Here is a 23,774-nt window from a genome sequence, read left to right as displayed (position 1 = left end):
TTTCACAAACGTGAGAGCGCCGCCAAATCGGCGGCGCCCTCGGGTCATTGCGGCGAAGCGAGGTCTCCCGGAATACGATTCTCGAAATACTCGAAAAACTCGCTGTCGGGCGAAATCACCATGCTCGAGTTCCCCCCCTTCAGCGCCGCTTCATAGGCGGCGAGAGACCGGGAAAACGCATAGAATTCTGGATCGCGTCCATAAGCCTCGGCGAAGATCGCGCTTCGCGTCGCGTCGGCCTCGCCGCGGATCACCTCCGAGTCGCGCCGGGCTTCGGAGACCAACTCCACCGCCTGACGGTCGGCGGTGGCGCGCACGACCTGGGCAGCCTCCGCGCCGCGCGCGCGCTCGTCCGCAGCCTCGCGTTCACGCTCGGCCTGCATGCGCGCGAAAGTGGCCTGCAGGTTCTGCTGCGGCAGGTCGGCCCGCTTGATCCGCACATCGATGATCTCGACGCCGAGATTCTCCGCCGGTCGGCGGGCGGCGTCGCGGATCTGCGTCATCATCCGCGCCCGGTCGGAAGAGAGAATGTCGCGCGAGTTCACATTGCCGAGCACGCCGCGAAGCGCCGCGTTCAGGATCGAGTCAAGCCGCGTCGCGCCGACCGCCTCACCGCCGCCGGCGACCGCAAGACGGAATTTCACCGGGTCGATGATCCGCCAGCGCGCAAACGCCTCGACCACGAGCCGCCGCTCGTCGAGCGGAGTAACCTCGAGCGGCTCAGTCTCCAGCGGCAGGATGCGATCCTCGTAATAGACGACGTTCTGGATGAACGGGATCTTGAAGTTCAGCCCTGGCTCCTGCTGCACGGCCGTGACCTGACCGAACTGAAGAACGATGGCTTGCTTGCGTTCATCGACGATGTAGACGGACGAGACAAGCGTGAAGAGCAGAACGGCGAGAACGCCGAGAGCGATATAGGCGCGCGACATCACTTGTCTCCCTTCCGCAGTTCATTGAGAGGCAGATAGGGCACGACTCCCTGTTCGCCGCCAACCTTGTCGTCGATGATGATCTTATCGACGCCGCCCAGCACCCGCTCCATCGTTTCGAGATAGAGGCGTTTGCGGGTCACCTCCTTCGCCTTGGCGTATTCCTCGTAGATCGCCTTGAAGCGGCTGGCTTCACCTTCCGCCTCGTTCACCAGCTGCGCGCGATAGCCTTCGGCCTCCTGCAGCAACTCCGCCGACTGACCGCGAGCGCCGGCCAGACGTTCGTTGGCGTAGGCGTCGGCGCGCTTCTCGAGCGTGTCGCGCTCTTGCTCGGCGGCCTGGACGTCCCTGAAACTATCGATCACCTCGTTCGGCGGATCGGCCTTGTCGAAGTTGACGCGGACGACGTTGACGCCGCTTCGGTAGCTGTCGAGCGTGCTCTGGATCAGGTCCTGCACCTCTTGGCTGACGACCGCGCGGTCACGGTTCAGAATCGGCTTCATTTCGGAACGGCCGATCACCTCGCGCATCGCCGATTCGGCGACCGCTGCGACGGTCGCTTCCGTATCGGCCAGATTGAAGAGATACTTTTCCGGATCGCTCACATTCCAGACGAGCTGGAATCCGATGTCGATGATGTTCGCGTCGCCGGTCAGCATCAGTCCCTTGTCGGAAGCGCGGCTGACGGTCGCCCGGTCACTGGCGCCGGTGCCAGTGGTAAGCGAGCCGATATTGACGATGTTTTCGCGCGTGACCTGAACGATCTCCTTCGATTGCACAGGCCAGAAGATGAAGTTGAGGCCAGGCATGCCGATACCGGACCGCTCCCCGAACGTCAGGACGACGGAGCGTTCCTCGGGCTTAACCGTGTAGATCGAGTTCCACAGAAAAAACCCGACCGCGGCGATAGCGATCAGCGCGATTCCGCCGCGCCCCAGTCCGTCGCCGCCGCTCGGCCGCCGGCCGCGGCCGCCACCCCCGTCGCCACCGCCGATGATGACCTTCAGGCGCTCGCGCCCCTCGCGGAGGATATCCTCTATGTCCGGGGGCCTCTGACCACCGCCCTTGCCGCCGCGATCGCCGCCGCCCCACGGGCTTTTTCCACCGCCGTCGCCGCCGCCTCCGCCGCCCCCCCAGGGGCCGCCGCCATTACTCGACATGGGCATACCTTTCTCTCCCTCGACGCGTCCGGCCCGCTCAGACGGGGTCGCGCATCGTAACCAGTTCCTCGGCGGCCGTCGGATGCACCGCGACCGTCCGGTCGAAATCCTCTTTCGTCGCGCCCATCTTCACGGCGACACCGGCGAGCTGAACCATCTCGGCCGCGCCGTGGCCGACGATATGAACGCCGCGCACGCGCTGATCGGCCTTCATCACCACCAGCTTCATCAACATCTTCTCATCGCGCCCCGACAGCGTCGCGAACATCGGGCGGAAGGTCGAGCGATAGATATCCACCTCGCCAAGCTTGCGCGCCGCCGCCTCGGTCAGTCCTACTGCGCCAACCTCCGGCTGGGTGAAGACGGCGGAGGGAACATCCGCATGATCCGGCTTTGTAGGATTGGCGTTGAACACCGTCTCAACGAAGGCCGCGCCTTCGCGGATCGCCACCGGGGTCAGCGTGACCCGGTCGGTCACGTCGCCGACCGCATAGATCGAGGGAATATTAGTCTGCGACCATTGATCGACCGCGATCGCGCCATTCCCGGAAAGCTTCACGCCGGCCCTCTCCAGCCCCATCCCCTCGGTGTTCGGCTTGCGCCCGGTGGCGAAGAAGACGCAGTCGAACTCGCCGGTTCCACCATCCTCGAACGTGACCTGGTGTGGCGCGGCGCCATCGATCGACGCGACATCCTGCTGGTAGCGGATATCGATCCCCTTCGCGATCATACCGGCGGAGACATGGGCTCTGACGTCGTCATCGAAACCACGGAGGATCAGGTCGCGTCGATAAACCAGCGTCACCTGCGCGCCGAGCCCGTGCAGAATACCGGCGAACTCGCAGGCGATGAAGCCGCCGCCGACGATCAGAATCCGGCGCGGCAGCTCCGGCAGGTGGAAAATCTCGTTAGAGGTGATCGCATGTTCGGCGCCGGGAATGTCCGGCACGAAGGGCGCGCCGCCGGTCGCGATCAGGATGTGTTTCGCGCTGACCGTCCGCCCCTCGCCGACGAGGCGCACCTCATGCGGGCCGACGAGTTCCGCGCGCGTGTGGAGCAGGTCGCCTCCGGACGAGGCGACGCCCTTCTCATAAAGCGCCTCCAGCCGCGCGATTTCCTTGTCTTTCGCGGCGATCAGTGTCGTCCAGTCGAACCGGCTCTCGCCGACTGTCCAACCATACCCTTCGGCGTCCTCGAACGCTTCGGCGAAGCTGGACGCATAGACCATGAGCTTTTTCGGCACGCAGCCGCGAATGACGCAGGTGCCGCCATAGCGGTATTCCTCGGCGACTCCGACGCGGGCGCCGCCGGACGCGGCCATTCTCGACGCGCGCACCCCGCCTGAACCCCCGCCAATGACAAAAAGATCGTAGTCGAAGCTGTCGCTCACGCTCTCTCCCCGATGCGTCAGGCTGCATTTTCAGGGGCCGCGCGCCGCGTCCCGCCATGGTCCGGACAATCTAGGCGCCCCCCGTGGCGAACGCAATGCGCCGCCCGAGGTTACGTCCTGTCGCCGCTCACTCTTTCCACGAAATCGACGCCGCCGTCCTCGCGTCCGACGATAGCCGCGTCGGCCAGCCCGAGGAAAAGGCCGGTCTCCACTACGCCCGGCAGACTGTCGAGCCGCCTGGCGAGGCCGGGCGCATCGCCGATCCGGCCAAGGTCGAGATCGAGGATGAAGTGGCCCTCGTCAGTCACGAACGGCTCGTCGCCAGCCGTCCTGCGCCGGACGCCACGGCCATCGACATCCTCCGTCGCGAGCAGGCGTTCGATATGCCTCATCGTCGAACGCCAGCCGAAACGCACCACCTCAACCGGCAGTGGAAAGGCGCCAAGGCGGGAGACCGCCTTGCTCTCGTCCGCGATCACCACCATCCGCGCCGAGGCCGCCGCGACGATCTTCTCCTGCAGAAGCGAGCCGCCGCCGCCTTTGATCAGGGTGAGGCCGGGGTCGAACTCATCCGCGCCGTCGATGGTCAGATCGAGCGCGTCGACGTCCTCCAGCGCGCGGACATTCAACCCGCATTCCGTCGCGAGCGCGGCAGTGCGCGAAGACGTCGGCACGCAGAGAAGATCGCGGTCCGCCATGCGCTCGCCGAGGAGCCGGACGAGGAAGACCGCGGTCGAGCCGGTACCGAGACCGAGCCGCATTCCCGGCTCCACATAGTCCAGCGCGCGGCGCGCGGCGGCGAATTTCGCCCTTTCAGCGGGGGTTGTCGGCTCCTGCATGGTCTCTCCCGGCGTCGCGTCTCTCGTCACGCCGCCCGCTTCAACAGGCCGCCGAGCGCCACGTCAAGTCGAATGCGCGGCAGCAGCAGCAAAGCGCCCGGCCGGTCGAAACGGAGCATGACGCGCCCCGTGGCCATATTTGACGTTCCGATCTTTTCGCCGGCCTCGAGAACGAGCCCGTCGAGCGGCCAGCGAAGCCCCCGGCTCCGCCCGGCGACGACCCTGCGCAACGGAAAGACGGAGAAGCGGTCATCGGGCTGAAGATCGAGCTCGAGACCGCGCCCGGCGGAAAGAACGACATCCTCCGCACCGATCATGACGATCGGTCGGGGATCGGCGACGAGGGCGTGGAGCGCGGCCAGTTCATGGTCGAGCCTGCCGCCATGAAACCCAACGCAGATGAAGAACGCCGCTTCGACATGGCGCAGACATTTCTCGAGGTCGGTGCTGTCCTGCTCCTCGACATGGATCAGGTGGGCGCCGAGACGGTCGCGCCACGCGGCCGCATCCTCCAGCGAATCGAGATCGCCGATGATCGCCGTCGGCACCGTGGTCAGATTGTTAGCGCCGCCATCGGCGCAAACCAGCGCCGGAGCGGCGGCCAGCGCCTCCGCAAGCCCGTCCGCATCCGGGGCGGCGCCCAAAAGCGTGACGCCGCCTTCGATGCGCAGTTTCTTCGCCGCAGCCATACGCAGCCCCCGCGCTCAATACTGGGTTTCCTCGCGCCGGACGGCGTAGACCACATTCGGGCGCTTGGCGAAACAGGCCGCGCGACGGAGCGCGGCGGCGCGCCTCAGACGGATCACCGGCGACGCATCAGCCGCGCCCGCTGCGGCGTTCAGTCCGGGGCCTTCTCTCCCGCGTCCGCTTCCGGCTCCGCCTTCCCCACGCCCCGGAAAACCGCCCGAAATGGCAACGCCCAGAGCACGCCCAGAGAGATGTAGATCAGGAGTTCGATCCAGAACGCCGGGCGGCCGAGAAGGTTCATTACGGTGACGGCCACAACGACATAGAGCGGCAACCAGACCAGAAGCAGGAGCAGCGAGAGTCGCCGCCGCGCACGATAGGAAAGCGCCACGACCCCCTCAATCCGCGAAGGGATCGGTGACGAGGATCGTGTCGTCCCGCTCCGGAGAGGTCGAAAGCAGCGCCACCGGACATCCGATCAGTTCCTCGACGCGGCGCACATATTTGATCGCCGCCGCCGGCAAATCGGCCCAGGAGCGCGCGCCTTCGGTGCTTTCCGACCAGCCCGGCAGCGTCTCGTAGATCGGCTCCGCCGCCTCCTGCCGCGCCGCGGCGGTCGGCAGGTGATCCAGCACCTCATCGCCGATCCGGTAGCCGGTGCAGATTTTCAACTCCTCGAAGCCATCCAGCACGTCGAGTTTCGTCAGCGCGATGCCCGACACGCCGCCCTGCATGCAGGTCTGGCGCACCAGCACCGCGTCGAACCAGCCGCAGCGACGCTTGCGGCCGGTGACGGTGCCGAACTCACGCCCCCTGACGCCGAGCCGTTCGCCGTCCGCGTCGCAGAGCTCGGTCGGGAACGGCCCCTCGCCGACGCGCGTGGTGTAGGCCTTGACGATACCGAGGACGAAATCCACCGCGCCCGGCCCCAACCCGGTTCCGGTCGCGGCCATGCCCGACATGGTGTTCGAGGACGTGACGTAAGGATAGGTGCCGAAATCGATGTCCAGAAGCGCGCCCTGCGCCCCTTCGAACAGGATCCGGTCGCCGGCGCGCCGGCGCTCCGCGAGCAACTTCCACACCGGCGCCGCATAGGGCAGGATCTCCGGCGCGATCTCCATCAATTCCGCCTTCAGCGCCGCGCGGTCGATCGGTTCGACGCCGAGTCCGCGCCGGAGCGCATCGTGATGCGCCAGAAGCCGGTCGAGCCGCATCTCCAGCGTCTGCTCATCGCCGAGATCGGCAATGCGGATCGCGCGCCGGCCGACCTTGTCCTCATAGGCCGGGCCGATGCCGCGCCCGGTGGTGCCGATCTTCGCGGTGCCCGCCGCCGCTTCGCGCAACTGGTCGAGATCGCGGTGGAGAGAGAGGATGAGCGGCGCGTTCTCCGCCAGTTTCAGCGATTCCGGGCTGATCGAGGCGCCCTGCCCGCGCAGGATCCCGATCTCCTTCACCAGGGCCCAGGGGTCGAGCACGACGCCATTGCCGATCACCGAGAGCTTTCCCGGCCGGACGATGCCGGAAGGCAGAAGCGAAAGCTTGTAGACGACGCCGCCGACCACCAGCGTGTGGCCCGCATTATGGCCGCCCTGAAAGCGCGCGATCACGTCGGCGCGCTCCGAAAGCCAGTCCACGATCTTGCCTTTGCCCTCGTCGCCCCACTGGGCGCCGACGACCACCACATTCGCCATCTCGATATCCTTCGCGTCTAAGCCGCGCCCTTATAGGCAGGCGCTTGCGACGCCGAAACCGCGAATTGCGCCGGAGGGACAAGTCGTCGCCTCCGATCCGCACTGGCCCGCGTTTCGCCGATCATCTAGGAGAGTTCCCTTATGCGAAACTCCGGAGGGATACCGGCGCGATGAACGAGACCGAACCCGCGCCTTTTCGATTCGCGCCGGCGCAAGGCGAGCTTCAGGACCTCGTTCTGCGCGACGGCGCGATCAGCGCGCTCAGCTTCGGGGCCTATCGGTTCTGGATGAAGACGCATCTGCGCGGACTCATCTGGCGGCGCACTACGCTCGGCGGCGATCCGTTCGAATATGACGGGACCGCGCTCGAACTGCTGCGCGGCGCCCTCATCGCGGTGCTGGCGCTTTCATCCGGTCTGCTCGTCTTCAATCTCGGCCTCGCCTATGTCGGCCTCGCGCTCTGGAGTTCATGGTCGCCGGGACTCTCGGCGGCGTTGAGCGCGATTGCGATCCTGCCGGTGCTCGAATTCGCGCGTTTCGCCGCGCGGCGCTATCGGCTTCGACGCACGCGCTGGCGGGGGCTACGCTTCGGCATGGACGGCTCGGTGTTCGCGTTTCTCCGCATCTGGCTGGGCTGGTCGCTGCTGATGGCGCTGACGCTTGGCCTTTCCCGACCCTGGCTCCGGGTCGCGCGCGAGCGCTATCTGAGCCGCGCGATGCTTTATGGCGACGCGCGGTTCGATTTCGAAGGCGGGGCGCGCGGGATATTCCGTGACTGGCTCTCGGTCTGGTTCGCGGCGATGATGGCGCTCGGCGCCTACATGCTTGTCAGGCAGATCCGGTTCGGCGTGATCTACGGAGGCGTGCGCGTCGACATCATGTCCTTCGCCACACCGGTCATCGCGCTGATCCTGGCATGGCTCGTCTTCCGGCTCTGGTGCCGCTACCGCGCGATGGAGCTGGCGCTCTTCATGTCGGCGCGGCGCGTGCGGGGCGTGCGCATCGCCTGCGATCTCGACGAACGCGGCCTGATCCGTCCCGCGCTGGCGACCCTCGTTCGCGCGATCCTCGCCGGCGCGGTTCTCGCCGTCCTGTTGATCGCCTTCGCCACGCTCATGCTGCGCCTAGCCGTGGCGATCGAGGGGGGCGATCCGTCCGCGTTCGCGCTCAGCCTCGACCTCAGCCTTCTGGGCCGGTTCGAAACCTTTGGCGGGCGCGCAACCTTCATCTTCGCCGCCTGGATCAACTACGCCGCCGGCATGCTTTTCCTGATGTGGCTCTGGCAGGCCGTCTGGTGGCCGCGCGTCCACGGCAATCTGATGGCGGCCTCCACCGCGACCGGGCTGGAGACCCTCGCCGACGTGCGCCAGCGACCGGAGGAAAAGACCATCGCCGCAGAGGGGTTCGCCGACGCGCTCGACGTCGCGGGATTGTAAGACGAACTGGGCTGACATTCGCGCGCAAGAGAGATTGACGCGCCGCGCGCCCCGCGCCAGCTTCGCCGCATGACACGCTCAGAAACCGTCCATGCCGGCCCGCTTTCCTTTCATTGCTTAGTCGCAGGCGAGGCCGGGCGCCCGCTCCTTCTCTTTCTTCACGGCTTTCCGGAGTATTCCGGCGCGTGGGCGGAGATGCTGGAGCGACTTTCGGATCGCTTCTTCTGCGTCGCGCCGGACCAACGGGGTTACGGCAGCTCGTCGAAACCAACAGAGGTCAGGGACTACGCGACCGGCAAGCTGGCTGCGGACGCCGCCGCGATCCTTACGCATTTCGCGCCCGGCGCCCGCGCGGTCGTCGGCCATGACTGGGGCGCCTCCGTCGCCTATGCGCTCGCCTTCAGCCGGCCCGAGCTGATGGAGCGACTGGTGATCATGAACGGCGTGCATCCGGTCCCGTTCCAGCGCGCGCTGGCGGCGGGCGGCGCGCAGTCGGAAGCTTCGCAATACATCCACTATCTTCGCTCGGAACGGGCGGAGGCGCGGCTCTCCGCCGACGATTACGCCGGCATGATGCGGCTTTTCACCAAGGACATGGATATCGACTGGCTTCGGGGCGAGCGGCGGGCGGATTATTTGCGCGCCTGGTCCGCGCCCGGCGCGTTGACGGGAATGCTGAACTGGTATCGCGCCTCGCCGATGAAAGTCGCGGACCCCGGAGAGCCGCTGGCCGACGACCCGCTCGCCGGGCTCGACCCGGAGCGTGTGCGCGTGCGCCCGCCGCATCTCCTGATCTGGGGGGATGGCGACACCGCGCTGCTGCCTGCGGCGGCGGACGGCCTCGAAACGTTCTGCGACGCGCTGACCCGCGCGCATGTCGCAGGCGCGGATCACTGGCTGCATCATCAGAAACCCGACGAGGTCGCGGCTCTGATCGCTGAGTTCTGCGCCGACTGAACCGATCGCGCTCCCGAAAACAGCCGCCGCCTGGCGTAGGGTCACCCTCATGATTTTGAACGGCTACAGCGCCCTCCCCCCCGCCTTGCGCGGCGCGATGATGATGACGCTTTGCCGCGCGTTCATCGCCGCCTCCACGTTTTTCGCTAAAGCCCTGGGTCGAGGTGTCGACGGAGCGCCGATGCATGCATTCGAGATCGTGCTTGGGCGCTACGGATTTGCGATTCTCGCGCTCGCGCCCCTGATGGCGATCCGCAGAACCCGCCTGAGCGGCGCGCCCTGGGGGCTCTACGCTGGGCGCGCCGCTTTCGGCTGGGTCGGCGTCAGCGGGCTTTTCGCCGCGGCGGCGATGATCCCCTTGGCGGACGCGACGGCCATCGGCTTTCTCAACCCGGTCTTCGCCATGATCCTCGCCATCCCGATTCTCGGTGAAAAGGTCGGGCCGATCAGATGGGCGGCCGCCGCCACCGCGCTGGCGGGCGGCGCTCTGCTTATCCGCCCCGGCGTCGAGGCGATCGCGCCGGGCGCGTTGATCGCGCTCATCGCCGCGCTAGCGATGGCGGTCGAAGCCATGTTCGCGAAGCTTCTCGCGCGCCGCGAAGGCGTGGTGCGGATGCTGTTCTGCACGAACCTCTGCGCTCTCAGCGTCGCATTCATCGCCGCTGCGTTCGTCTGGCGCGCGCCGTCGCTGCTGGAAGTCGTGCTGATGGCGCTTGTGGGGTGGACGATGGTGGCTGCGCAGTCGCTGTACATGACCGCGCTCAAGTTCTCGGACGCGAGTTTCGCGACGCCTTTCTTCTACGCCACGCTGCTCTTCGCGGCGTTATACGATGCGCTCTGGTTCAAGGTGATCCCGACGCCGCTATCACTCGCGGGGGCGACGCTGATCGTCGCGGGCGCCGTTCTTCTGGCGGTGCGCGAGGGGCGGGCCGGAGCGCCATCGGCGCCCGCGCCGATGGCGCCGCCTTCGCATTCCGGTTGATCGAAATCTCCCGAAGCGGCACAATCCGCGAACAACGAATATCGAGCAGTTCAGGAAGAGCCCAATGGCCGCCGCCCAGTCCGCCGCAAAGGTCGCCAGCGACCTTTTCGCGAAAGAAGACCGCGAATCGAAGGCCTATGACGCCTCCTCCATCGAGGTGCTCGAGGGGCTGGAGCCGGTCCGCAAGCGCCCAGGCATGTATATCGGCGGCACCGATGAGCGCGCGTTGCACCACCTTGTCGCCGAGGTTCTGGACAATTCGATGGACGAGGCCGTGGCCGGCCACGCCAGCCGGATCGAGGTCGAACTGCTCGCGGACGGCGCCTGCCGGATCACCGATAACGGGCGCGGCGTGCCGATCGACCCCCACCCCCGCTATCCCGGCAAGTCGGCGCTCGAAGTGATCCTCACCACGCTGCATTCCGGCGGCAAGTTCTCCGGCAAGGCCTACGAAACGTCAGGCGGCCTTCACGGCGTCGGCGTTTCGGTGGTGAACGCACTTTCCGACCACCTTGTGGTTGAGGTCGCGCGCGACCGCACGCTCTGGCGGCAGGCGTTTTCGCGCGGAACGCCGGAGGGCGGGCTGGAGAAGATCGGCCCGGCTCCCAACCGGCGCGGCACCAGCGTCCTTTTTCATCCGGACCCGGAGATTTTCGGCCCCCGCGCAGCCCTGAAACCGGCGCGGCTCTGGAAGATGGCGCGCTCGAAGGCCTATCTTTTCGGCGGAGTCGAGATTCGCTGGAAATGCGCCGCCGACCTGATCGGCGCGGCCGACGCGACGCCGGCCGAGGACGTCTTTCACTTTCCCGGCGGCCTTTCGGACTTCCTCGCCGCGACGCTATCGAACGAAGTGACGCGCACCGCGACGCCTTTCGCCGGCAAGGTCGCGTTCTCCGAAAAGTTCGGCCCGGAAACCGCAGGATCGGTCGAATGGGCCATCGCCTGGACGCCGATGCGCGACGCGTTCGTCTCCAGCTATTGCAACACCGTCCCGACGCCGGAGGGCGGCACGCACGAGGCGGGGTTTCGCGCCGCGCTGACAAAGGGCGTACGCGCGTATGGCGAGTTGATCGGGGCGCGCAAAGCCGCGCAGATCACCGGCGAAGACCTTTTCGCCGAGGGCTGCGCGATGATCTCCGCCTTCATCCGCGAGCCGGATTTCGTCGGCCAGACCAAGGACCGTCTCTCCACGACCGAGGCGCAGCGTCTCGTCGAAGGCGCGGTGCGCGACCACTGGGACAACTGGCTCGCAGCCGACCCGAAAGCCGCCGGCGCGCTTATCGAGGTCTTCATCGAGCGCGCCGAGGACCGGATGCGCAGGAGGAAGGAGAAGGAGACGGCGCGCAAGACCGCCACGAAGAAGCTCCGCCTGCCCGGCAAGCTGGTCGACTGTTCGGCCGTCGACCGCGCCGGAACCGAGATTTTCCTCGTCGAGGGCGACAGCGCCGGCGGCTCCGCCAAGATGGCGCGGGACAGGAAGACGCAGGCGCTGCTGCCGCTGCGCGGCAAGATCCTGAACGTGCTCGGCGCCGCCTCATCGAAGCTCGGTCAGAACCAGGAGATCGCCGATCTCTGCCAGGCTCTCGGCGTCGGCATGGGCGCACGTTACGACGACGAGGATCTCCGCTACGAGCGGGTGATCATCATGACCGACGCCGATGTCGACGGAGCGCATATCGCGTCGCTCCTGATGACGTTCTTCTTCACCCAGATGCGCCCGCTGGTCGAGAACGGCCATCTCTTCCTCGCGCAGCCGCCGCTTTATCGGCTGACGCAAGGTGGAAAATCGGTCTACGCGCAGGACGAAGAAAGCCGCGACCGGTTGATGAAGAGCGCCTTTTCCGGGCGCGGCAAGATCGACGTCAGCCGCTTCAAGGGCCTTGGCGAGATGGACGCGAAGGATCTCAAGGACACCACGATGAACGCCGAGACACGCCGCTTGATTCGCGTCGCGATCGACGATGACGAGCCAGGCGAAACCGCCGGACTCGTCGAGCGATTGATGGGCAAGAAGCCGGAGCTGCGCTTCGATTACATTCAGGCCAACGCGCGTTTCGCTGAGGCGCTCGACATCTGAAACGGCGGCTGCATATCTTGTCGTCAGACGGCCCGCCCGCCGCATGATGAAACTTTTTGACTGCGCCGGCCGTATCTCGCGCAAGGAGATCTCGCCATGAGCCGTATCGCACCGATCCTCACCGCCGCCGCCCTGCTTTGCGCCTGCGCCGGCCCCGGAGCCGACGTCGTGACGCGCAACGACATCTCACCGAATTATCAGCCGATCTGGGTCAGCGTCTTCTCCGGCGCCGGTGGTCAGGCGACGATCCTCGGCTCCACAAGCGACGGCGCAAGCGCGGACGAGATCGCCGCGGCGATCCGGCTTCCGGCGCATGTCTCGCAACGAACCATTCGCGCCGCGCCGCCGGCCGAGGCGCAGGGCGGACCTCACCTCGTGCTCGTTTTCGCGCCCAAGGGCGATGTCACCGCCCGGAAGGCGTGCAGAGGCGAAGTCGCCGGCGGCGTCGCCGGCTCGGAACTGAAGGTGTTCGGCGCGTTCTGCACCAGTTACGGCTCGCCCGTCACCGAAGGCTTGCTCTCCCTCCCCGACTCGCCCACTCCGTCGGACCCCGATTTCGGCCGTCGCATGTCATATCTTCTGAACGCGCTGATGCCCGCGACGAACCCGGAAGCCGGCGAAGGCTGCTTCATGGGAGGATGCTGAACAGCGTTCAGAAGCGCCCGGCGGCGGCCCGAGCGAGAAGTTCGACCCGGGCGCGAAATGGCGACGTTTCTTCATATCCGAATGGGTCGAAACCCGGCTTCGTGGCGCTAATTAGCACCCGCTCCGCGACATGGACGCTGAAAAGCGGCGCACGCATGGCGCGCGGAACCTCGCGCCGCCGCGCCCGCGCCGCGCCGAGCCGCGCCAGTCCATCCTCGGCCAGTCCGCGCAGAGCGTCGCTCAGCGCCGCCGGCGTCCGCCCCTCGCGGAGCGCGTTCATGTCCAGCCCCGCGGTGAGGTGCGCGTCGCCGCCGTTGGCGATGATTTCCGGCAGCGCCGCGATCAACCGCCCCGTCGCTTCCGCGCGCCCCGCGAGGGCCGCGACCTCCACCGCCGCCGCGTCGCCGCCAAGCGCCCGCACGAGAGAGCCGACGAGCGCACCGCCCGTCCCGCCGAGATAGGCCCCGAGCGCGGCGGTATCCTCGATTCCGCCCGGGGTGAGCGCATAGAGGCGCGCGTCGACCATCGCCACCAGCGCCCCATGGTCGAGCGCCGCCGCGCCGCGCGCCGCATCGAGCGCCGCGATCACCTCATGGCCCCGCACGATGTCGCGCTCGAAAAGATCGTCCAGCGCCTCGCGCCACCAGGCGAGCCGGATCTCGCCCAGGATCGGCTCCGACACCGTCGCCGGGATCTTCGACAGCTCGAGATTGAAGGCGAGCAATGCGAAAAGCGCCTCGCGCCGCGCCGGGGGCGCGAAGAGCGCCGCGAGGAACCGCGGCTCATCGCCCCGCCGCGCCGCCTCACCGACAGCGGAAAGAATTGGCGCTCTCATCACTTATCGGTCTGTATCGCGATGAAGCTTGAAGTCAATCGCATCGATCAGCGCCTGAAAGGAAGCATCTACGATGTTGGCTGAAACACCCACTGTGGTCCAGCGTCGCCCCTCGCCATCACAGCTCTCAAGCAGGACGCGGGTGATCGCCTCGGTGCCGGCGGAGAGGATGCGCACCTTGAAGTCCACCAGCCGCATGTCGGCGATCGCGGCGTCATATTTGCCAAGATCCTTGCTCAAAGCCTTCGAAAGCGCATTGACCGGCCCCTGATCGGAGCCCGCCTCATCGAGGCTTTCCGAAGCGGAGATGAACCGTGAGCCATCGACATTCACCACCACCACCGCTTCCGAGACGGTGACGAGATTCTTCATCGCATTGTGCCGCCTCTCGACCGTGACACGGAACCGTTCGACATCGAAGAACTTCCGGCGCAAGCCGAGATGCGCCCGCGCCAGCAGCTGGAATGACGCTTCCGCGCTGTCATAGGAGAAGCCCCTGTCCTCCTTGTCCTTCACATCCTGCAGGAGGCGCGAAAGCCGCGGGTCACTCTTCTCGGCGCTGATGCCCGCCTCGGAAAGCCGGCGCAGAAGGTTCGAGCGGCCGGCCTGATTCGACATCGGGATGACGCGTTCGTTTCCCACCGCCTCCGGCGGGATATGCTCATAGGTCGTCGGATCCTTGATGATGGCGGAGGCGTGGAGCCCGGCCTTGTGCGCGAAGGCCGCCGCGCCGACATAGGGTGCGTGACGGTCGGGCGCACGGTTCAGAAGCTCGTCGAGCATCCGGCTTAGCCCGCTCAGCCCCGGCAATCTGTCCTTCGGGACGGAAACCTCGTAACGGCTCGCCCACGGCTCCTTCAGCAGCAGCGTCGGGATGATCGAGACGAGATTGGCGTTGCCGCAACGCTCCCCCAACCCGTTGAGCGTGCCCTGAATCTGCCGCGCGCCCGCATCCACCGCCGCCAGCGCCCCGGCGACGGCGGTTTCGGTGTCGTTATGGGTGTGGATGCCGAGCCGGTCACCCGGCAGACGCCTGGCGACCGCGCCAGTGATCTCCGCGATTTCGTCCGGCAGCGTGCCGCCATTGGTGTCGCAAAGCACGACCCAGCGCGCGCCGGCCTCCATCGCTGCGTCGAGGCAGCGCAGCGCGTAATCCGGGTTCGCCTTGTAGCCGTCGAAGAAATGCTCGGCGTCGAAAAGCGCTTCGCGGCCGAGGCCGACGAGATGTGCGATGCTTTCAGAAATGTTCGCGACGTTCTCGTCGAGCGTGATGCCGAGCGCGGTCTCGACATGGAAATCGTAGCTCTTGCCGACGAGGCAGACGGCGGGCGTTCCGGCGTTCGCCACCTCGGCCAGCACATCGTCATTCGCCGCCGAACGCCCGGCGCGCTTCGTCATGCCGAAGGCGGTGAAGGTGGCGTGTTTCAGGACAGGCGCATTTGCGAAGAACTCGCTGTCGGTCGGGTTGGCGCCGGGCCAGCCACCCTCGACATAGTCGAGACCGAGCGCGTCAAGCGCCAGCGCGATCTTGCGCTTGTCGTCGCCGGAGAAATCCACCCCCTGCGTCTGCTGGCCGTCGCGGAGGGTGGTGTCGAAGAGGGAGAGGCGGGTGCGGGTCATCATCTTTGCTCCGACAGGTTGTCGTAAAGCTTTTTGGGATCGAAGCCTGGACCACGCCGCCACTGAGAAGGTCCACCCTTCCCGTCAATCACCAGTACTCCCGCATCATCAAGCCGCTTGCGTATAGTATCGGCGCGACCGAAATCTTTCGTAGCACGAGCTGCTGATCGCTCAGCAAGCAACCCTTCGATTAGCTCGGATTCGCTGTCGAGAATTTCCTGATAAACATGCAAGTTCGGCGCACGGAAATTCATTAGCGCCATTCCGCCAGCAAGTGAATCGCCCTCTCCCTCCCGAGCCAAACGATGCAGCTCCGCAATTGCTGCAGGAGTATTTAGATCGTCGACTAGAGCCTCAATCACTGAATGAGGAAGCGTAGGGGAAGCCCCCTCACTAACAGCTCGCCACTTGGTCAACGCCGCTGCAGCCTCATCCATTCGTTGCTGCGTCCAGTCCAGCGTTCCACGGTAATGCGTCCCCAGAAGCGCCAGGCGCAGCACTTCGCCCGGCGCCTGTCCCCGCAAGTCCTCGACGGTCAGGAAGTTGCCGAGCGATTTCGACATCTTCCTCCCATCGACATTGATCATCCCGTTGTGCATCCAGAGGTTCGCGAACCCCGCACCCGGTGCCGCGCAGCAGCTTTGCGCGATTTCGTTCTCGTGATGCGGAAACTGCAAATCCGCGCCGCCGCCGTGAATATCGAAGGTCTCGCCGAGAAGCTCCGACGCCATCGCCGAGCATTCGATATGCCAACCGGGCCTTCCTCTACCCCATGGGCTGTCCCAGCCCGGCTGGTCGTCGGTGGAGGGTTTCCAGAGGACGAAATCCATCGGGTCGCGTTTATAGGGCGCGACCTCAACCCGCGCGCCGGCGATCATGTCTTCGGTCGAGCGGCCGGAGAGGCGGCCGTATTCGGGATAGGTCGCGACCTCGAACAGCACATGGCCTTCGGCGGCGTAGGCGTTGCCCTTCTCGATCAGTTCCGAGATCATCGCCACCATCTGCGGCACAAATTCCGTGGCGCGGGGCTGGTGCGTCGGGGGGAGGCAGCCGAGCGCCGCCATGTCGTCCCGGTACCAGGCGGCGGTCTCGTCGGTGATGCGCCGGATCGCCTCGACCGGCGTCTCATCGGGTTTCAACGTCTCTTTCGCCCGCGCATTAATTTTGTCGTCTATATCCGTGATATTGCGGACATAAGTGACATGATCCTCGCCATAGATATGGCGGAGCAACCGATAAAGCACGTCGAACACCACCGCCGGGCGGGCGTTGCCGATATGGGCGCGGTCGTAGACGGTCGGCCCGCAGACATACATCCGCACATTCTCGGGGTTCAGAGGTTTGAAAACCTCCTTCCGGCGGGTCAGGGAGTTGTGCAGTCTGATCTCGGTCATCGGTTCACAACATGGGTTGGCCCCCGGCGGGCCGCTGGTTCAGTCGTGATGAGAGAACAGGGAAGCGCCGCCGCGGACAGGTGTCAGCGGATAATGCAAATCTCGCAAATGAAGATCGCGGCGTTCATGGAGCGAGGGTATGCCTCAGCCCGGCGGCGAGGGCAAGCGCGGCGTCAGGGTTTCGCAAGAAACGGCATGAACGTCGCCATTTCCGGCCCGTGATCCCGCCCGGTGAGCGCACGGCGGAGCGGAAGGAAAAGCGCCCTGCCCTTGCGCCCGGTCGCCGCCTTCACCGCGCCGGTCCATGCCGCCCATGTGCCCCCGTCCCACGGTCGGGGCGGGAGCAGCGCCAGCGCCTCAGCTACGAACTCCGCATCCTCCGGTGCGATCAGCGGAGTCGCCCCGGCGGCGACGGCGCGCCAATCGAGAACGTCCTCCAGCCGGTCGATATTGGGCCGGACCGCGAGCCAAAACGCCTCCGTCACCTCGGACGGAAGCCGGGCGCGCACGGCCTCGAACGGAGCGTCGTGCAGCATTTTCGCCGAGAGCTGCATGATATCGGCAGTGGCGGCGCGGACCGGCGCGGCGCCGAATGTGGACAGATCGAAATCCTCCGCCGCCGCCTCGACCGACCAGAGCGGCTCGACCGGCCGCGCCGATCCGATACGCGCCAGCCACGAAAGCACCGCCGTCGGCTCCGCCCCCGACTCGCGCAAATCCGCCACCGAAAGACCACCAAGGCGTTTCGATATCTTCTCGCCGCCCGGCCCGACCATCAGCGCATGATGCGCGAAGCGAGGCGGCGCGGCGCCCAGCGCGGCGAAAAGCTGGATCTGCGTCGCGGTGTTGGTGACATGGTCGGCGCCCCTGACCACATCCGTCACCCCCATCTCGGCGTCGTCGACCACCGAGCAGAGCGAATAGAGAAACTGGCCATCCTCTCGGATCAGGACCGGATCAGAGACCGCCTCCGCCGCGATCCGCTGGGGGCCGCGCAGCCCGTCGTCCCATTCGATAACACCAGGCTCCAGCCGAAAGCGCCAGTGCGGCGGGCGCGTCGCCATCAGTTCCGCGCGCTCCGTATCGCTCATCCTGAGCGCGGCGCGGTCATAGACCGGCGGGCGTTTCGCAGCGAGAAGCCGACGCCGCATGAGCGCGAGATCACTGGCGCTCTCCCACGCCGGATAGAGCCGTCCATCGGCTTTCAGCCGCTCCGCCGCCGCCTCGTATAGCGCCATACGTTCGGACTGGATGAACTCCGCGTCCCAGCGGAGGCCGAGCCAGTCGAGATCGGCGCGGATCGCATCGGCGAAGCGCTGCTCCGAACGCTCCCGGTCGGTATCATCGATTCGGAGTAGAAACCGCCCCCCCGCACCGCGCGCAAGCAGTGCGTTGAACACCGCCGTGCGCAGATTGCCGAGATGCAGCGCCCCGGTCGGCGAAGGCGCGAATCGCGTTCTGATCATGGCCCGTCGCTCCCATTCGCGGCGCTCACCACGCCGCGCCCCGCAATAGCCGCCACGCCCGCGCCGGCGCAAGCGGCGCTCATCGTCACGGTGGAGTTGTCAGGCCGCGGTCATCTACCTACTGTCCGCCGAAAGCATGTGGCGGTGAACGTAGGACGATGGGGAGCGGAACGATGCGCGGAATTGACCGATGGGCGACCCTCGGGGCGCGAATGGCCAGCGCGGGCGCGATCGCCCTCCTGCCCTATTGCGCTGCGGCCGACGAAGCGAGCGTCGCAGTGAAGAAATACGACAGCGGCGGCGTTTACGAAGGCGAATTCAAGGACGGCAAACAGCACGGTTACGGCTCCTTCACCCTTCCGGGCGGCTATGAATACGAGGGGGAATGGGTCGAGGGGCGGATAGAGGGCGAAGGCCGCGTCAAATACGAGAACGGTTCGGTCTATGTGGGCGAGTTCAAGGACGGCGCCCCGAACGGGCGCGGTCAGATCACCTATTCCGATGGCGGCTCCTATGAGGGCGATTGGGTTGGGGGCGTGATTCAGGGGTCGGGCGTCGCGACATATGCTGACGGCGCACGCTACGAGGGCGAATTCCAGAACTCCGCCCATAACGGGCGCGGCGTGATGACCCGGCCGAACGGCTACCGTTACGAAGGCGAATGGACCGATGGAGCGCCTGACGGCGAAGGAACGGTCACCTATTCCGACGGCTCGGTCTATACGGGAACCTTCAAGGCTGGGGTCCGCGAGGGAACCGGCGAAATCACGATGCCAGACGGGTTCGTCTACAAGGGCGAATGGAAGGCTGGCCAGATCGCCGGCATGGGCGCTGCGACCTATGCGAACGGCGACGCCTACGAGGGCGAATTCGTCAACGGCGAGCGCGAAGGCGAGGGCCGCGCGCACTATGCGAATGGCGACATTTACGAAGGCGCGTTCGTCGCCGGCAAACGCCAGGGAAAAGGCATGCTGACGGCCGCGAACGGCGATGTCTATGAGGGCGAATGGGTCGAAGGCCGGTTCGAGGGTCCGGGCGTCGCCCGCCTGGCCGATGGCCGGGTTCTGGAGGGTGTTTTCGTCGACAACGCCATCACCGGCGTCGGCAAGATGACCACTGCCGACGGCGGCGTCTACGAGGGCGAATGGGTGGAGGGCCGGATCGAGGGGCAAGGCGAGTTCCGCTACGCCTCCGGCGCCGTCTACAAGGGCGAATTCAAGAACGGCCGGATCAACGGCGAGGGTCGCATCGTCTATCCCGACGGCTATGAATACGAGGGCGAATGGGCCGACGACCAGCCGAACGGAACCGGAACCGCCCACTTCCCCGATGGCGGAATCTATGAGGGCGAATTCGTCAATGGCCGGCGCGAGGGGACAGGCGTTTTCACCCAGGCTGACGGCTTCACCTACAAGGGTTCCTGGGTCGACAACAAGATCGAGGGCGAAGGCGTCGCCACCTATCCGAACGGCAATGTTTACAAGGGCGCGTTCAAAGACAATCGACGCCACGGCAAGGGCGAGATGATCTTCGCCAACGGCGCGATCTTTGACGGCGAATGGGTCGATGGCCAGCGCGGCGAGGCGCCGACGCCACCGGCCCCCGGCGACTGAGGCGTTGCGGAAACCGAAGCGCGCCACGAATGGGTTTGCATGACGCGGCGCGGTGCGTATAACAGGCGCCATGATGATCGTCGCGCATATCTCCTGCCTGATCGCCCCGTCGGGCGATCTATGCGCGCGCGTCCTCCTCCTTAGCCGCCCCTAGGCGCGCCGGGATCGCGGCGCGCGCGTCTGGGGGATAAGCCACGCGCCGCAGAAACCCCGGAAAAGCTGAGCGAGTCCCATGAACACAACCGACCGAACCGACACCCCCGGCGCGAATCAAACCGCCGTAGACGCCAACGACCCCAACCACGTGCTGATCTTCGACACGACGCTGCGCGACGGCGAGCAGTCGCCCGGCGCGACGATGACGCTTCAGGAGAAGCTCGACATAGCCGCGATCCTCGATCAGATGGGCGTCGATATCATCGAAGCCGGCTTTCCCATCGCCTCTGAGGGAGATTTCGAGGCGGTGAGCGAAATCGCCCGCATGGCGGAACGATCGGTGATCTGCGGCCTCGCGCGCGCCGCGAAAGGCGATATCGACCGCGCATGGGATGCGGTGCGCCATGCGAAGAAGCCACGTATCCACACCTTCATCGGCACCTCCCCTCTCCATCGCCAGCACCAACTCGCGATGGATCGCGATCAGGTTCTGCGCAAGATCGAGGACACCGTCAGCCACGCCCGCGCGCTTTGCGACAATGTGCAATGGTCGCCGATGGACGCGACAAGGACCGAGCGCGATTATCTGATCGAGACGGTGAAGGTCGCCATCGCCGCAGGCGCGACGACGATCAACATCCCCGACACTGTCGGCTACACGGCGCCGCGTGAATCGGCGCAGATCATCCGTGATCTGCTCGAGAACGTGCCGGGACTCGACAAATGCGTGATCGCGACTCACTGCCACAACGATCTCGGAATGGCGACCGCGAACTCACTGGCAGCGGTGGAGGCCGGCGCGCGGCAGATCGAATGCACGATCAACGGGCTTGGCGAGCGAGCCGGAAACACTGCGCTCGAAGAGGTGGTGATGGCGCTGCGCGTTCGGCGGGATATAATGCCCTATCATACAGGGCTGGACACGACGAAGATCATGAGCGCATCGCGCATGGTCGCCACCGCATCCGGCTTCCCGGTGCAGTTCAACAAGGCGATCGTCGGCAAGAACGCCTTCGCGCATGAGAGCGGCATCCATCAGGACGGCGTGTTGAAGAACGCCGAGACTTTCGAGATCATGAAGCCGGAGGATGTGGGCCTCTCCGCCAGCGCGCTGGTGATGGGCAAGCATTCGGGGCGCGCCGCCTTTCGCGCCAAGCTGAAGGATCTCGGCATCGATCTCGGCGACAATGCGTTTCAGGAAGCGTTCGTGCGCTTCAAGGCCCTCGCCGATTCGAAGAAGGACGTCTACGACGAGGATATCGTCGCGCTGATCGACGATGAGCGCACGTCGGCCGCCAATGACCGCATCCGCATCCGGTCGCTCCGCGTTGTCTGCGGAACCGGCGCGCCGCGCTCCGCCGAACTGACGCTGGCCATCGACGGGGTCGATCATGAAGTGACGGCGGAGGGTGACGGCCCGGTGGACGCCGCCTTCGCGGCGGTGAACAAGCTGGTTCCTCATGAGGCGGTCCTCAAGCTCTATCAGGTGAACGCGGTGATGGACGGGATCGACGCGCAGGCGACCGTATCGGTCAAACTGGAGGAGGACGGACGGATTGTCACCGGGCAAGCCGCCGACACCGACACGGTCGTCGCCTCGACGCGGGCCTATGTGATCGCGCTCAACCGGCTCACGCTCCGCCGCGGCAAGAGCGCGCCGAACGCGACAATCTCGCTGGCGAGCTGATAACATCGGCCCAGACAATACAGCCGGCGGAACCACGGTTTCGCCGGCTCCGCCTTGGCGATGTTTCGTTCACGGCGGCGCTGATGTTCTGTTAATGTTCGCTCTCTATCATCTGGCGAGTATGGCGATTCAGGGGTGTTGGCGCTCTTTCGCTGCGCGTGCGGCCCTCTTATAAGCACGTCGAAACAACGCCCGCCCACCGGGCTGAATTACGGAGAACGGATGTTCAACGGCGTATTCGGCATGTTTTCCTCGGACATGGCCATAGATCTCGGCACGGCGAACACGCTTGTCTACGTGAAGGGCAAGGGAATCGTGCTGAACGAGCCTTCTGTCGTCGCTTACCATGTGAAGGACGGCAAGAAGGAGGTGCTTGCGGTCGGCGAGGACGCGAAGCTGATGCTGGGCCGCACGCCCGGCTCGATTCAGGCGATCCGGCCGATGCGCGACGGCGTGATCGCAGATTTCGACGTCGCAGAAGCGATGATAAAGCATTTCATACGCAAGGTGCACCGGCGCGGCTTCTTCACCGCGCCGCAGGTGATCGTCTGCGTGCCATACGGCGCCACGGCGGTTGAGGAGCGGGCGATTCTGGAAAGCGTGCTTTCGGCCGGCGCGCGCAAAGCGGTGTTGATTCCCGAGCCTGTCGCTGCCGCCATCGGCGCGGGGATGCCGTTCGGAGAGCCCACCGGCTCCATGGTGGTCGATGTCGGCGGCGGCACCACCGAGGTTGCGGTGCTTTCGCTCGGCGACATCGTGTACGCCCGCTCGGTTCGGGTTGGCGGCGACAAGATGGACGACGCGATCATCTCCTACCTGCGCCGGCAGCAGAACCTTCTGGTTGGCGAGGCCACGTCGGAGCGGATCAAAAAGGCGATCGGCACCGCGCGGATGCCGGATGACGGGCGCGGAAAGTCGATGGAGATTCGCGGTCGCGATCTTCTCAACGGCGTCCCGAAGGAGATCGAGATCACGCAGGCGCAGATCGCCGACGCCTTGCAGGACACGGTTCAGCAGATCGTCGAGGCGGTGATGGTCGCGCTTGAAGCGACGCCGCCGGACCTGGCCGCGGATATCGTCGATCGCGGCGTGATGCTGACCGGGGGCGGCGCGCTCCTCGGCGACCTCGACCGCGCGCTCCGCGAGCAGACCGGGCTCGCGGTCACGGTCGCGGAGGAATGTCTCAACTGCGTCGCGCTGGGCACCGGCAAGGCGCTGGAGCATCGGGCCGCGTTGCGGCATGTTCTACGCGACAGCGTCTAGACGCCCGCGCCGCGACGGCGCGGAAAGGAGCGTAGCTCATGGCTGGCCGTGAACGCGGCGATATCGGCAGGGAGTTCGGGCGCCTCGTTCGCCGCGGAGCGCTGTTGGCGCTGATCTTCCTCGTAATCGCGCTCTTCGTTCTGTGGCGCGCCGACAGCCCTCGCATCGAACGCCTGCGCATGGCGCTCGTGGACTGGGCGACGCCATCGGTCGAACTGACCGCGAACCCGCTCGGCGCGGTCGCGGACATGATGCAGGATTTCGAGAATTTCACGCGGGTCTATGAGCAGAACAAGACGCTGCGCGCCGAGATTCAACGGCTCCGCGCGTGGCGCGAATCGGCGCAGCAGTTGGAGCGAGAGAACGCCCAGCTTCGCGCGCTCAACAATCTTCACCTCGCGCCGCGGATCGGCTTCGTCGCCGGTGAGGTGATCGCGGACAGCGGAAGCCCATTCGCGCAGTCCGCGCTTCTCAATATTGGCGCTGCCGACGGCGTTCTGGACGGCGCGGCCGCGGTAGACGGCGAAGGCGTCGTCGGGCGCGTGGTCGGCGTCGGCGAGCACGCCTCCCGAATTCTTCTTCTCACCGATTTCAACAGCCGCGTCCCGGTCAAGGTGCTTCCCTCCGGCCGCCGGGCGGTTCTCACCGGGGAGAATTCCGACGCGCCGCGCCTCAGCTTCCTCGACACGATGGCCGGCGTCGCGCCCGGAGACCGGGTGACGACCTCTGGCGATGGCGGCGTGTTTCCTCCGGACCTTCCGGTCGGCGTCATCGCGGTGATCGGTGACTATGGCGCGCGGATGCAGATCAGCGCCGATTACGAGCGGCTCGAATTCGTTCGCGTGCTACTCTATCGGCCATCGACGACGATCGACACACCGGGCGGACTGATCGCACCCGATCCGCAGGCCGGAGCGCCCACTGTCGGCGCGGTCGGGAACTGA

General features: G+C 66.1%; 20 protein-coding genes. 9 read left to right on the top strand and 11 right to left on the bottom strand.

The window, feature by feature from the left end; translation table 11 throughout:
* Positions 1–44 precede the first annotated feature (44 nt).
* The 7 genes from hflC to G5B40_RS01935 form a co-directional block, all read right to left on the bottom strand.
* Positions 45–932 carry a protease modulator HflC gene (gene hflC, locus G5B40_RS01965; RefSeq protein ID WP_165094385.1) on the bottom strand — a complete coding sequence of 296 codons (888 nt, stop codon included), beginning with the start codon at positions 930–932 and terminating at the stop codon, positions 45–47.
* A complete protein-coding gene (gene hflK / locus G5B40_RS01960) occupies positions 932–2,092 on the bottom strand; it encodes an FtsH protease activity modulator HflK (protein WP_165103131.1) in 1,161 nt (386 codons plus the stop codon). Before hflK ends, hflC begins: the two co-directional genes overlap by 1 nt.
* 37 nt (positions 2,093–2,129) lie before the next feature.
* Positions 2,130–3,482 carry a glutathione-disulfide reductase gene (gene gor, locus G5B40_RS01955; RefSeq protein ID WP_165094382.1) on the bottom strand — a complete coding sequence of 451 codons (1,353 nt, stop codon included), beginning with the start codon at positions 3,480–3,482 and terminating at the stop codon, positions 2,130–2,132.
* A gap of 110 nt (positions 3,483–3,592) precedes the next feature.
* Positions 3,593–4,321 carry a ribose-5-phosphate isomerase RpiA gene (rpiA, locus tag G5B40_RS01950; protein ID WP_165094379.1) on the bottom strand — a complete coding sequence of 243 codons (729 nt, stop codon included), beginning with the start codon at positions 4,319–4,321 and terminating at the stop codon, positions 3,593–3,595.
* Between the two features lie 26 nt (positions 4,322–4,347).
* Positions 4,348–5,010 carry a thiamine diphosphokinase gene (locus G5B40_RS01945; RefSeq protein ID WP_165094377.1) on the bottom strand — a complete coding sequence of 221 codons (663 nt, stop codon included), beginning with the start codon at positions 5,008–5,010 and terminating at the stop codon, positions 4,348–4,350.
* A gap of 149 nt (positions 5,011–5,159) precedes the next feature.
* A complete protein-coding gene (locus tag G5B40_RS01940) occupies positions 5,160–5,399 on the bottom strand; it encodes a DUF2842 domain-containing protein (protein ID WP_165094375.1) in 240 nt (79 codons plus the stop codon).
* A 7-nt stretch (positions 5,400–5,406) separates the two neighbouring features.
* Positions 5,407–6,699: an adenylosuccinate synthase gene (locus G5B40_RS01935; RefSeq protein ID WP_165094373.1), complete on the bottom strand. Its 1,293-nt coding sequence runs from the start codon at positions 6,697–6,699 to the stop codon at positions 5,407–5,409.
* 170 nt (positions 6,700–6,869) lie between these two features.
* Between G5B40_RS01935 and G5B40_RS01930 the strand changes: the two genes are divergently transcribed.
* The 5 genes from G5B40_RS01930 (at position 6,870) to G5B40_RS01910 (ending at position 12,796) form a co-directional block, all read left to right on the top strand.
* On the top strand, positions 6,870–8,135 hold the full coding sequence (locus G5B40_RS01930; protein ID WP_165094371.1) for a DUF898 family protein: 1,266 nt from the start codon (positions 6,870–6,872) through the stop codon (positions 8,133–8,135).
* 69 nt (positions 8,136–8,204) lie between these two features.
* Complete coding sequence (locus G5B40_RS01925; RefSeq protein WP_165094369.1) at positions 8,205–9,092, top strand: alpha/beta fold hydrolase; 888 nt, start codon at positions 8,205–8,207, stop codon at positions 9,090–9,092.
* A 49-nt stretch (positions 9,093–9,141) separates the two neighbouring features.
* Positions 9,142–10,074, top strand: coding sequence for a DMT family transporter (locus tag G5B40_RS01920; RefSeq protein ID WP_165094367.1), 933 nt, complete (start codon positions 9,142–9,144; stop codon positions 10,072–10,074).
* 64 nt (positions 10,075–10,138) lie between these two features.
* On the top strand, positions 10,139–12,151 hold the full coding sequence (gene parE / locus G5B40_RS01915) for a DNA topoisomerase IV subunit B (protein ID WP_165094365.1): 2,013 nt from the start codon (positions 10,139–10,141) through the stop codon (positions 12,149–12,151).
* A 96-nt stretch (positions 12,152–12,247) separates the two neighbouring features.
* Positions 12,248–12,796 carry a hypothetical protein gene (locus G5B40_RS01910; RefSeq protein WP_165094363.1) on the top strand — a complete coding sequence of 183 codons (549 nt, stop codon included), beginning with the start codon at positions 12,248–12,250 and terminating at the stop codon, positions 12,794–12,796.
* A gap of 7 nt (positions 12,797–12,803) precedes the next feature.
* On the opposite strand, the gene G5B40_RS01905 is transcribed toward G5B40_RS01910, so the two are convergent.
* The 4 genes from G5B40_RS01905 to G5B40_RS01890 form a co-directional block, all read right to left on the bottom strand.
* On the bottom strand, positions 12,804–13,631 hold the full coding sequence (locus G5B40_RS01905) for a squalene/phytoene synthase family protein (protein ID WP_165094361.1): 828 nt from the start codon (positions 13,629–13,631) through the stop codon (positions 12,804–12,806).
* Positions 13,632–13,634: 3 nt separating this feature from the next.
* Entirely contained in the window at positions 13,635–15,251 is a 1,617-nt protein-coding gene (gene cimA, locus G5B40_RS01900; RefSeq protein WP_165094359.1) for a citramalate synthase, read from the bottom strand.
* Positions 15,251–16,645, bottom strand: a complete 1,395-nt coding sequence (gene cysS, locus G5B40_RS01895) for a cysteine--tRNA ligase (protein WP_165094356.1) — start codon at positions 16,643–16,645, stop codon at positions 15,251–15,253. The genes cimA and cysS overlap by 1 nt, the downstream gene beginning before the upstream one ends.
* Before the next feature lie 173 nt (positions 16,646–16,818).
* Positions 16,819–18,111: a glutamate--tRNA ligase gene (locus tag G5B40_RS01890; protein ID WP_165094353.1), complete on the bottom strand. Its 1,293-nt coding sequence runs from the start codon at positions 18,109–18,111 to the stop codon at positions 16,819–16,821.
* A 173-nt stretch (positions 18,112–18,284) separates the two neighbouring features.
* Between G5B40_RS01890 and G5B40_RS01885 the strand changes: the two genes are divergently transcribed.
* The 4 genes from G5B40_RS01885 (at position 18,285) to mreC (ending at position 23,774) form a co-directional block, all read left to right on the top strand.
* Positions 18,285–19,724: an MORN repeat-containing protein gene (locus G5B40_RS01885; RefSeq protein ID WP_246209677.1), complete on the top strand. Its 1,440-nt coding sequence runs from the start codon at positions 18,285–18,287 to the stop codon at positions 19,722–19,724.
* A gap of 232 nt (positions 19,725–19,956) precedes the next feature.
* Positions 19,957–21,567: a 2-isopropylmalate synthase gene (locus tag G5B40_RS01880; protein WP_165094350.1), complete on the top strand. Its 1,611-nt coding sequence runs from the start codon at positions 19,957–19,959 to the stop codon at positions 21,565–21,567.
* A gap of 222 nt (positions 21,568–21,789) precedes the next feature.
* The gene (locus G5B40_RS01875) at positions 21,790–22,830 is read left to right on the top strand and encodes a rod shape-determining protein (RefSeq protein ID WP_165094347.1); all 1,041 of its coding nucleotides are present in this window, start codon (positions 21,790–21,792) and stop codon (positions 22,828–22,830) included.
* A 38-nt stretch (positions 22,831–22,868) separates the two neighbouring features.
* The gene (gene mreC / locus G5B40_RS01870) at positions 22,869–23,774 is read left to right on the top strand and encodes a rod shape-determining protein MreC (RefSeq protein ID WP_165094344.1); all 906 of its coding nucleotides are present in this window, start codon (positions 22,869–22,871) and stop codon (positions 23,772–23,774) included.

Source organism: Pikeienuella piscinae, assembly GCF_011044155.1.
Taxonomy (GTDB): domain Bacteria; phylum Pseudomonadota; class Alphaproteobacteria; order Rhodobacterales; family Rhodobacteraceae; genus Pikeienuella; species Pikeienuella piscinae.
The sequence above is the reverse complement of the archived record's forward strand: the minus strand, read 5'-3'. Positions and strand labels throughout refer to the sequence as shown.

Bases quoted from the DNA above. Each gene is read 5' to 3' on its own strand.
- hflC (WP_165094385.1), bottom strand. From the start codon at position 932: ATGTCGCGCGCCTATATCGCTCTCGGCGTTCTCGCCGTTCTGCTCTTC.
- hflK (WP_165103131.1), bottom strand. From the start codon at position 2,092: ATGTCGAGTAATGGCGGCGGCCCCTGGGGGGGCGGCGGAGGCGGCGGC.
- rpiA (WP_165094379.1), bottom strand. From the start codon at position 4,321: ATGCAGGAGCCGACAACCCCCGCTGAAAGGGCGAAATTCGCCGCCGCG.
- G5B40_RS01945 (WP_165094377.1), bottom strand. From the start codon at position 5,010: ATGGCTGCGGCGAAGAAACTGCGCATCGAAGGCGGCGTCACGCTTTTG.
- G5B40_RS01935 (WP_165094373.1), bottom strand. From the start codon at position 6,699: ATGGCGAATGTGGTGGTCGTCGGCGCCCAGTGGGGCGACGAGGGCAAA.
- G5B40_RS01930 (WP_165094371.1), top strand. From the start codon at position 6,870: ATGAACGAGACCGAACCCGCGCCTTTTCGATTCGCGCCGGCGCAAGGC.
- G5B40_RS01925 (WP_165094369.1), top strand. From the start codon at position 8,205: ATGACACGCTCAGAAACCGTCCATGCCGGCCCGCTTTCCTTTCATTGC.
- G5B40_RS01920 (WP_165094367.1), top strand. From the start codon at position 9,142: ATGATTTTGAACGGCTACAGCGCCCTCCCCCCCGCCTTGCGCGGCGCG.
- parE (WP_165094365.1), top strand. From the start codon at position 10,139: ATGGCCGCCGCCCAGTCCGCCGCAAAGGTCGCCAGCGACCTTTTCGCG.
- G5B40_RS01910 (WP_165094363.1), top strand. From the start codon at position 12,248: ATGAGCCGTATCGCACCGATCCTCACCGCCGCCGCCCTGCTTTGCGCC.
- G5B40_RS01905 (WP_165094361.1), bottom strand. From the start codon at position 13,631: ATGAGAGCGCCAATTCTTTCCGCTGTCGGTGAGGCGGCGCGGCGGGGC.
- cimA (WP_165094359.1), bottom strand. From the start codon at position 15,251: ATGACCCGCACCCGCCTCTCCCTCTTCGACACCACCCTCCGCGACGGC.
- cysS (WP_165094356.1), bottom strand. From the start codon at position 16,645: ATGACCGAGATCAGACTGCACAACTCCCTGACCCGCCGGAAGGAGGTT.
- G5B40_RS01890 (WP_165094353.1), bottom strand. From the start codon at position 18,111: ATGATCAGAACGCGATTCGCGCCTTCGCCGACCGGGGCGCTGCATCTC.
- G5B40_RS01885 (WP_246209677.1), top strand. From the start codon at position 18,285: ATGCGCGGAATTGACCGATGGGCGACCCTCGGGGCGCGAATGGCCAGC.
- G5B40_RS01880 (WP_165094350.1), top strand. From the start codon at position 19,957: ATGAACACAACCGACCGAACCGACACCCCCGGCGCGAATCAAACCGCC.
- G5B40_RS01875 (WP_165094347.1), top strand. From the start codon at position 21,790: ATGTTCAACGGCGTATTCGGCATGTTTTCCTCGGACATGGCCATAGAT.
- mreC (WP_165094344.1), top strand. From the start codon at position 22,869: ATGGCTGGCCGTGAACGCGGCGATATCGGCAGGGAGTTCGGGCGCCTC.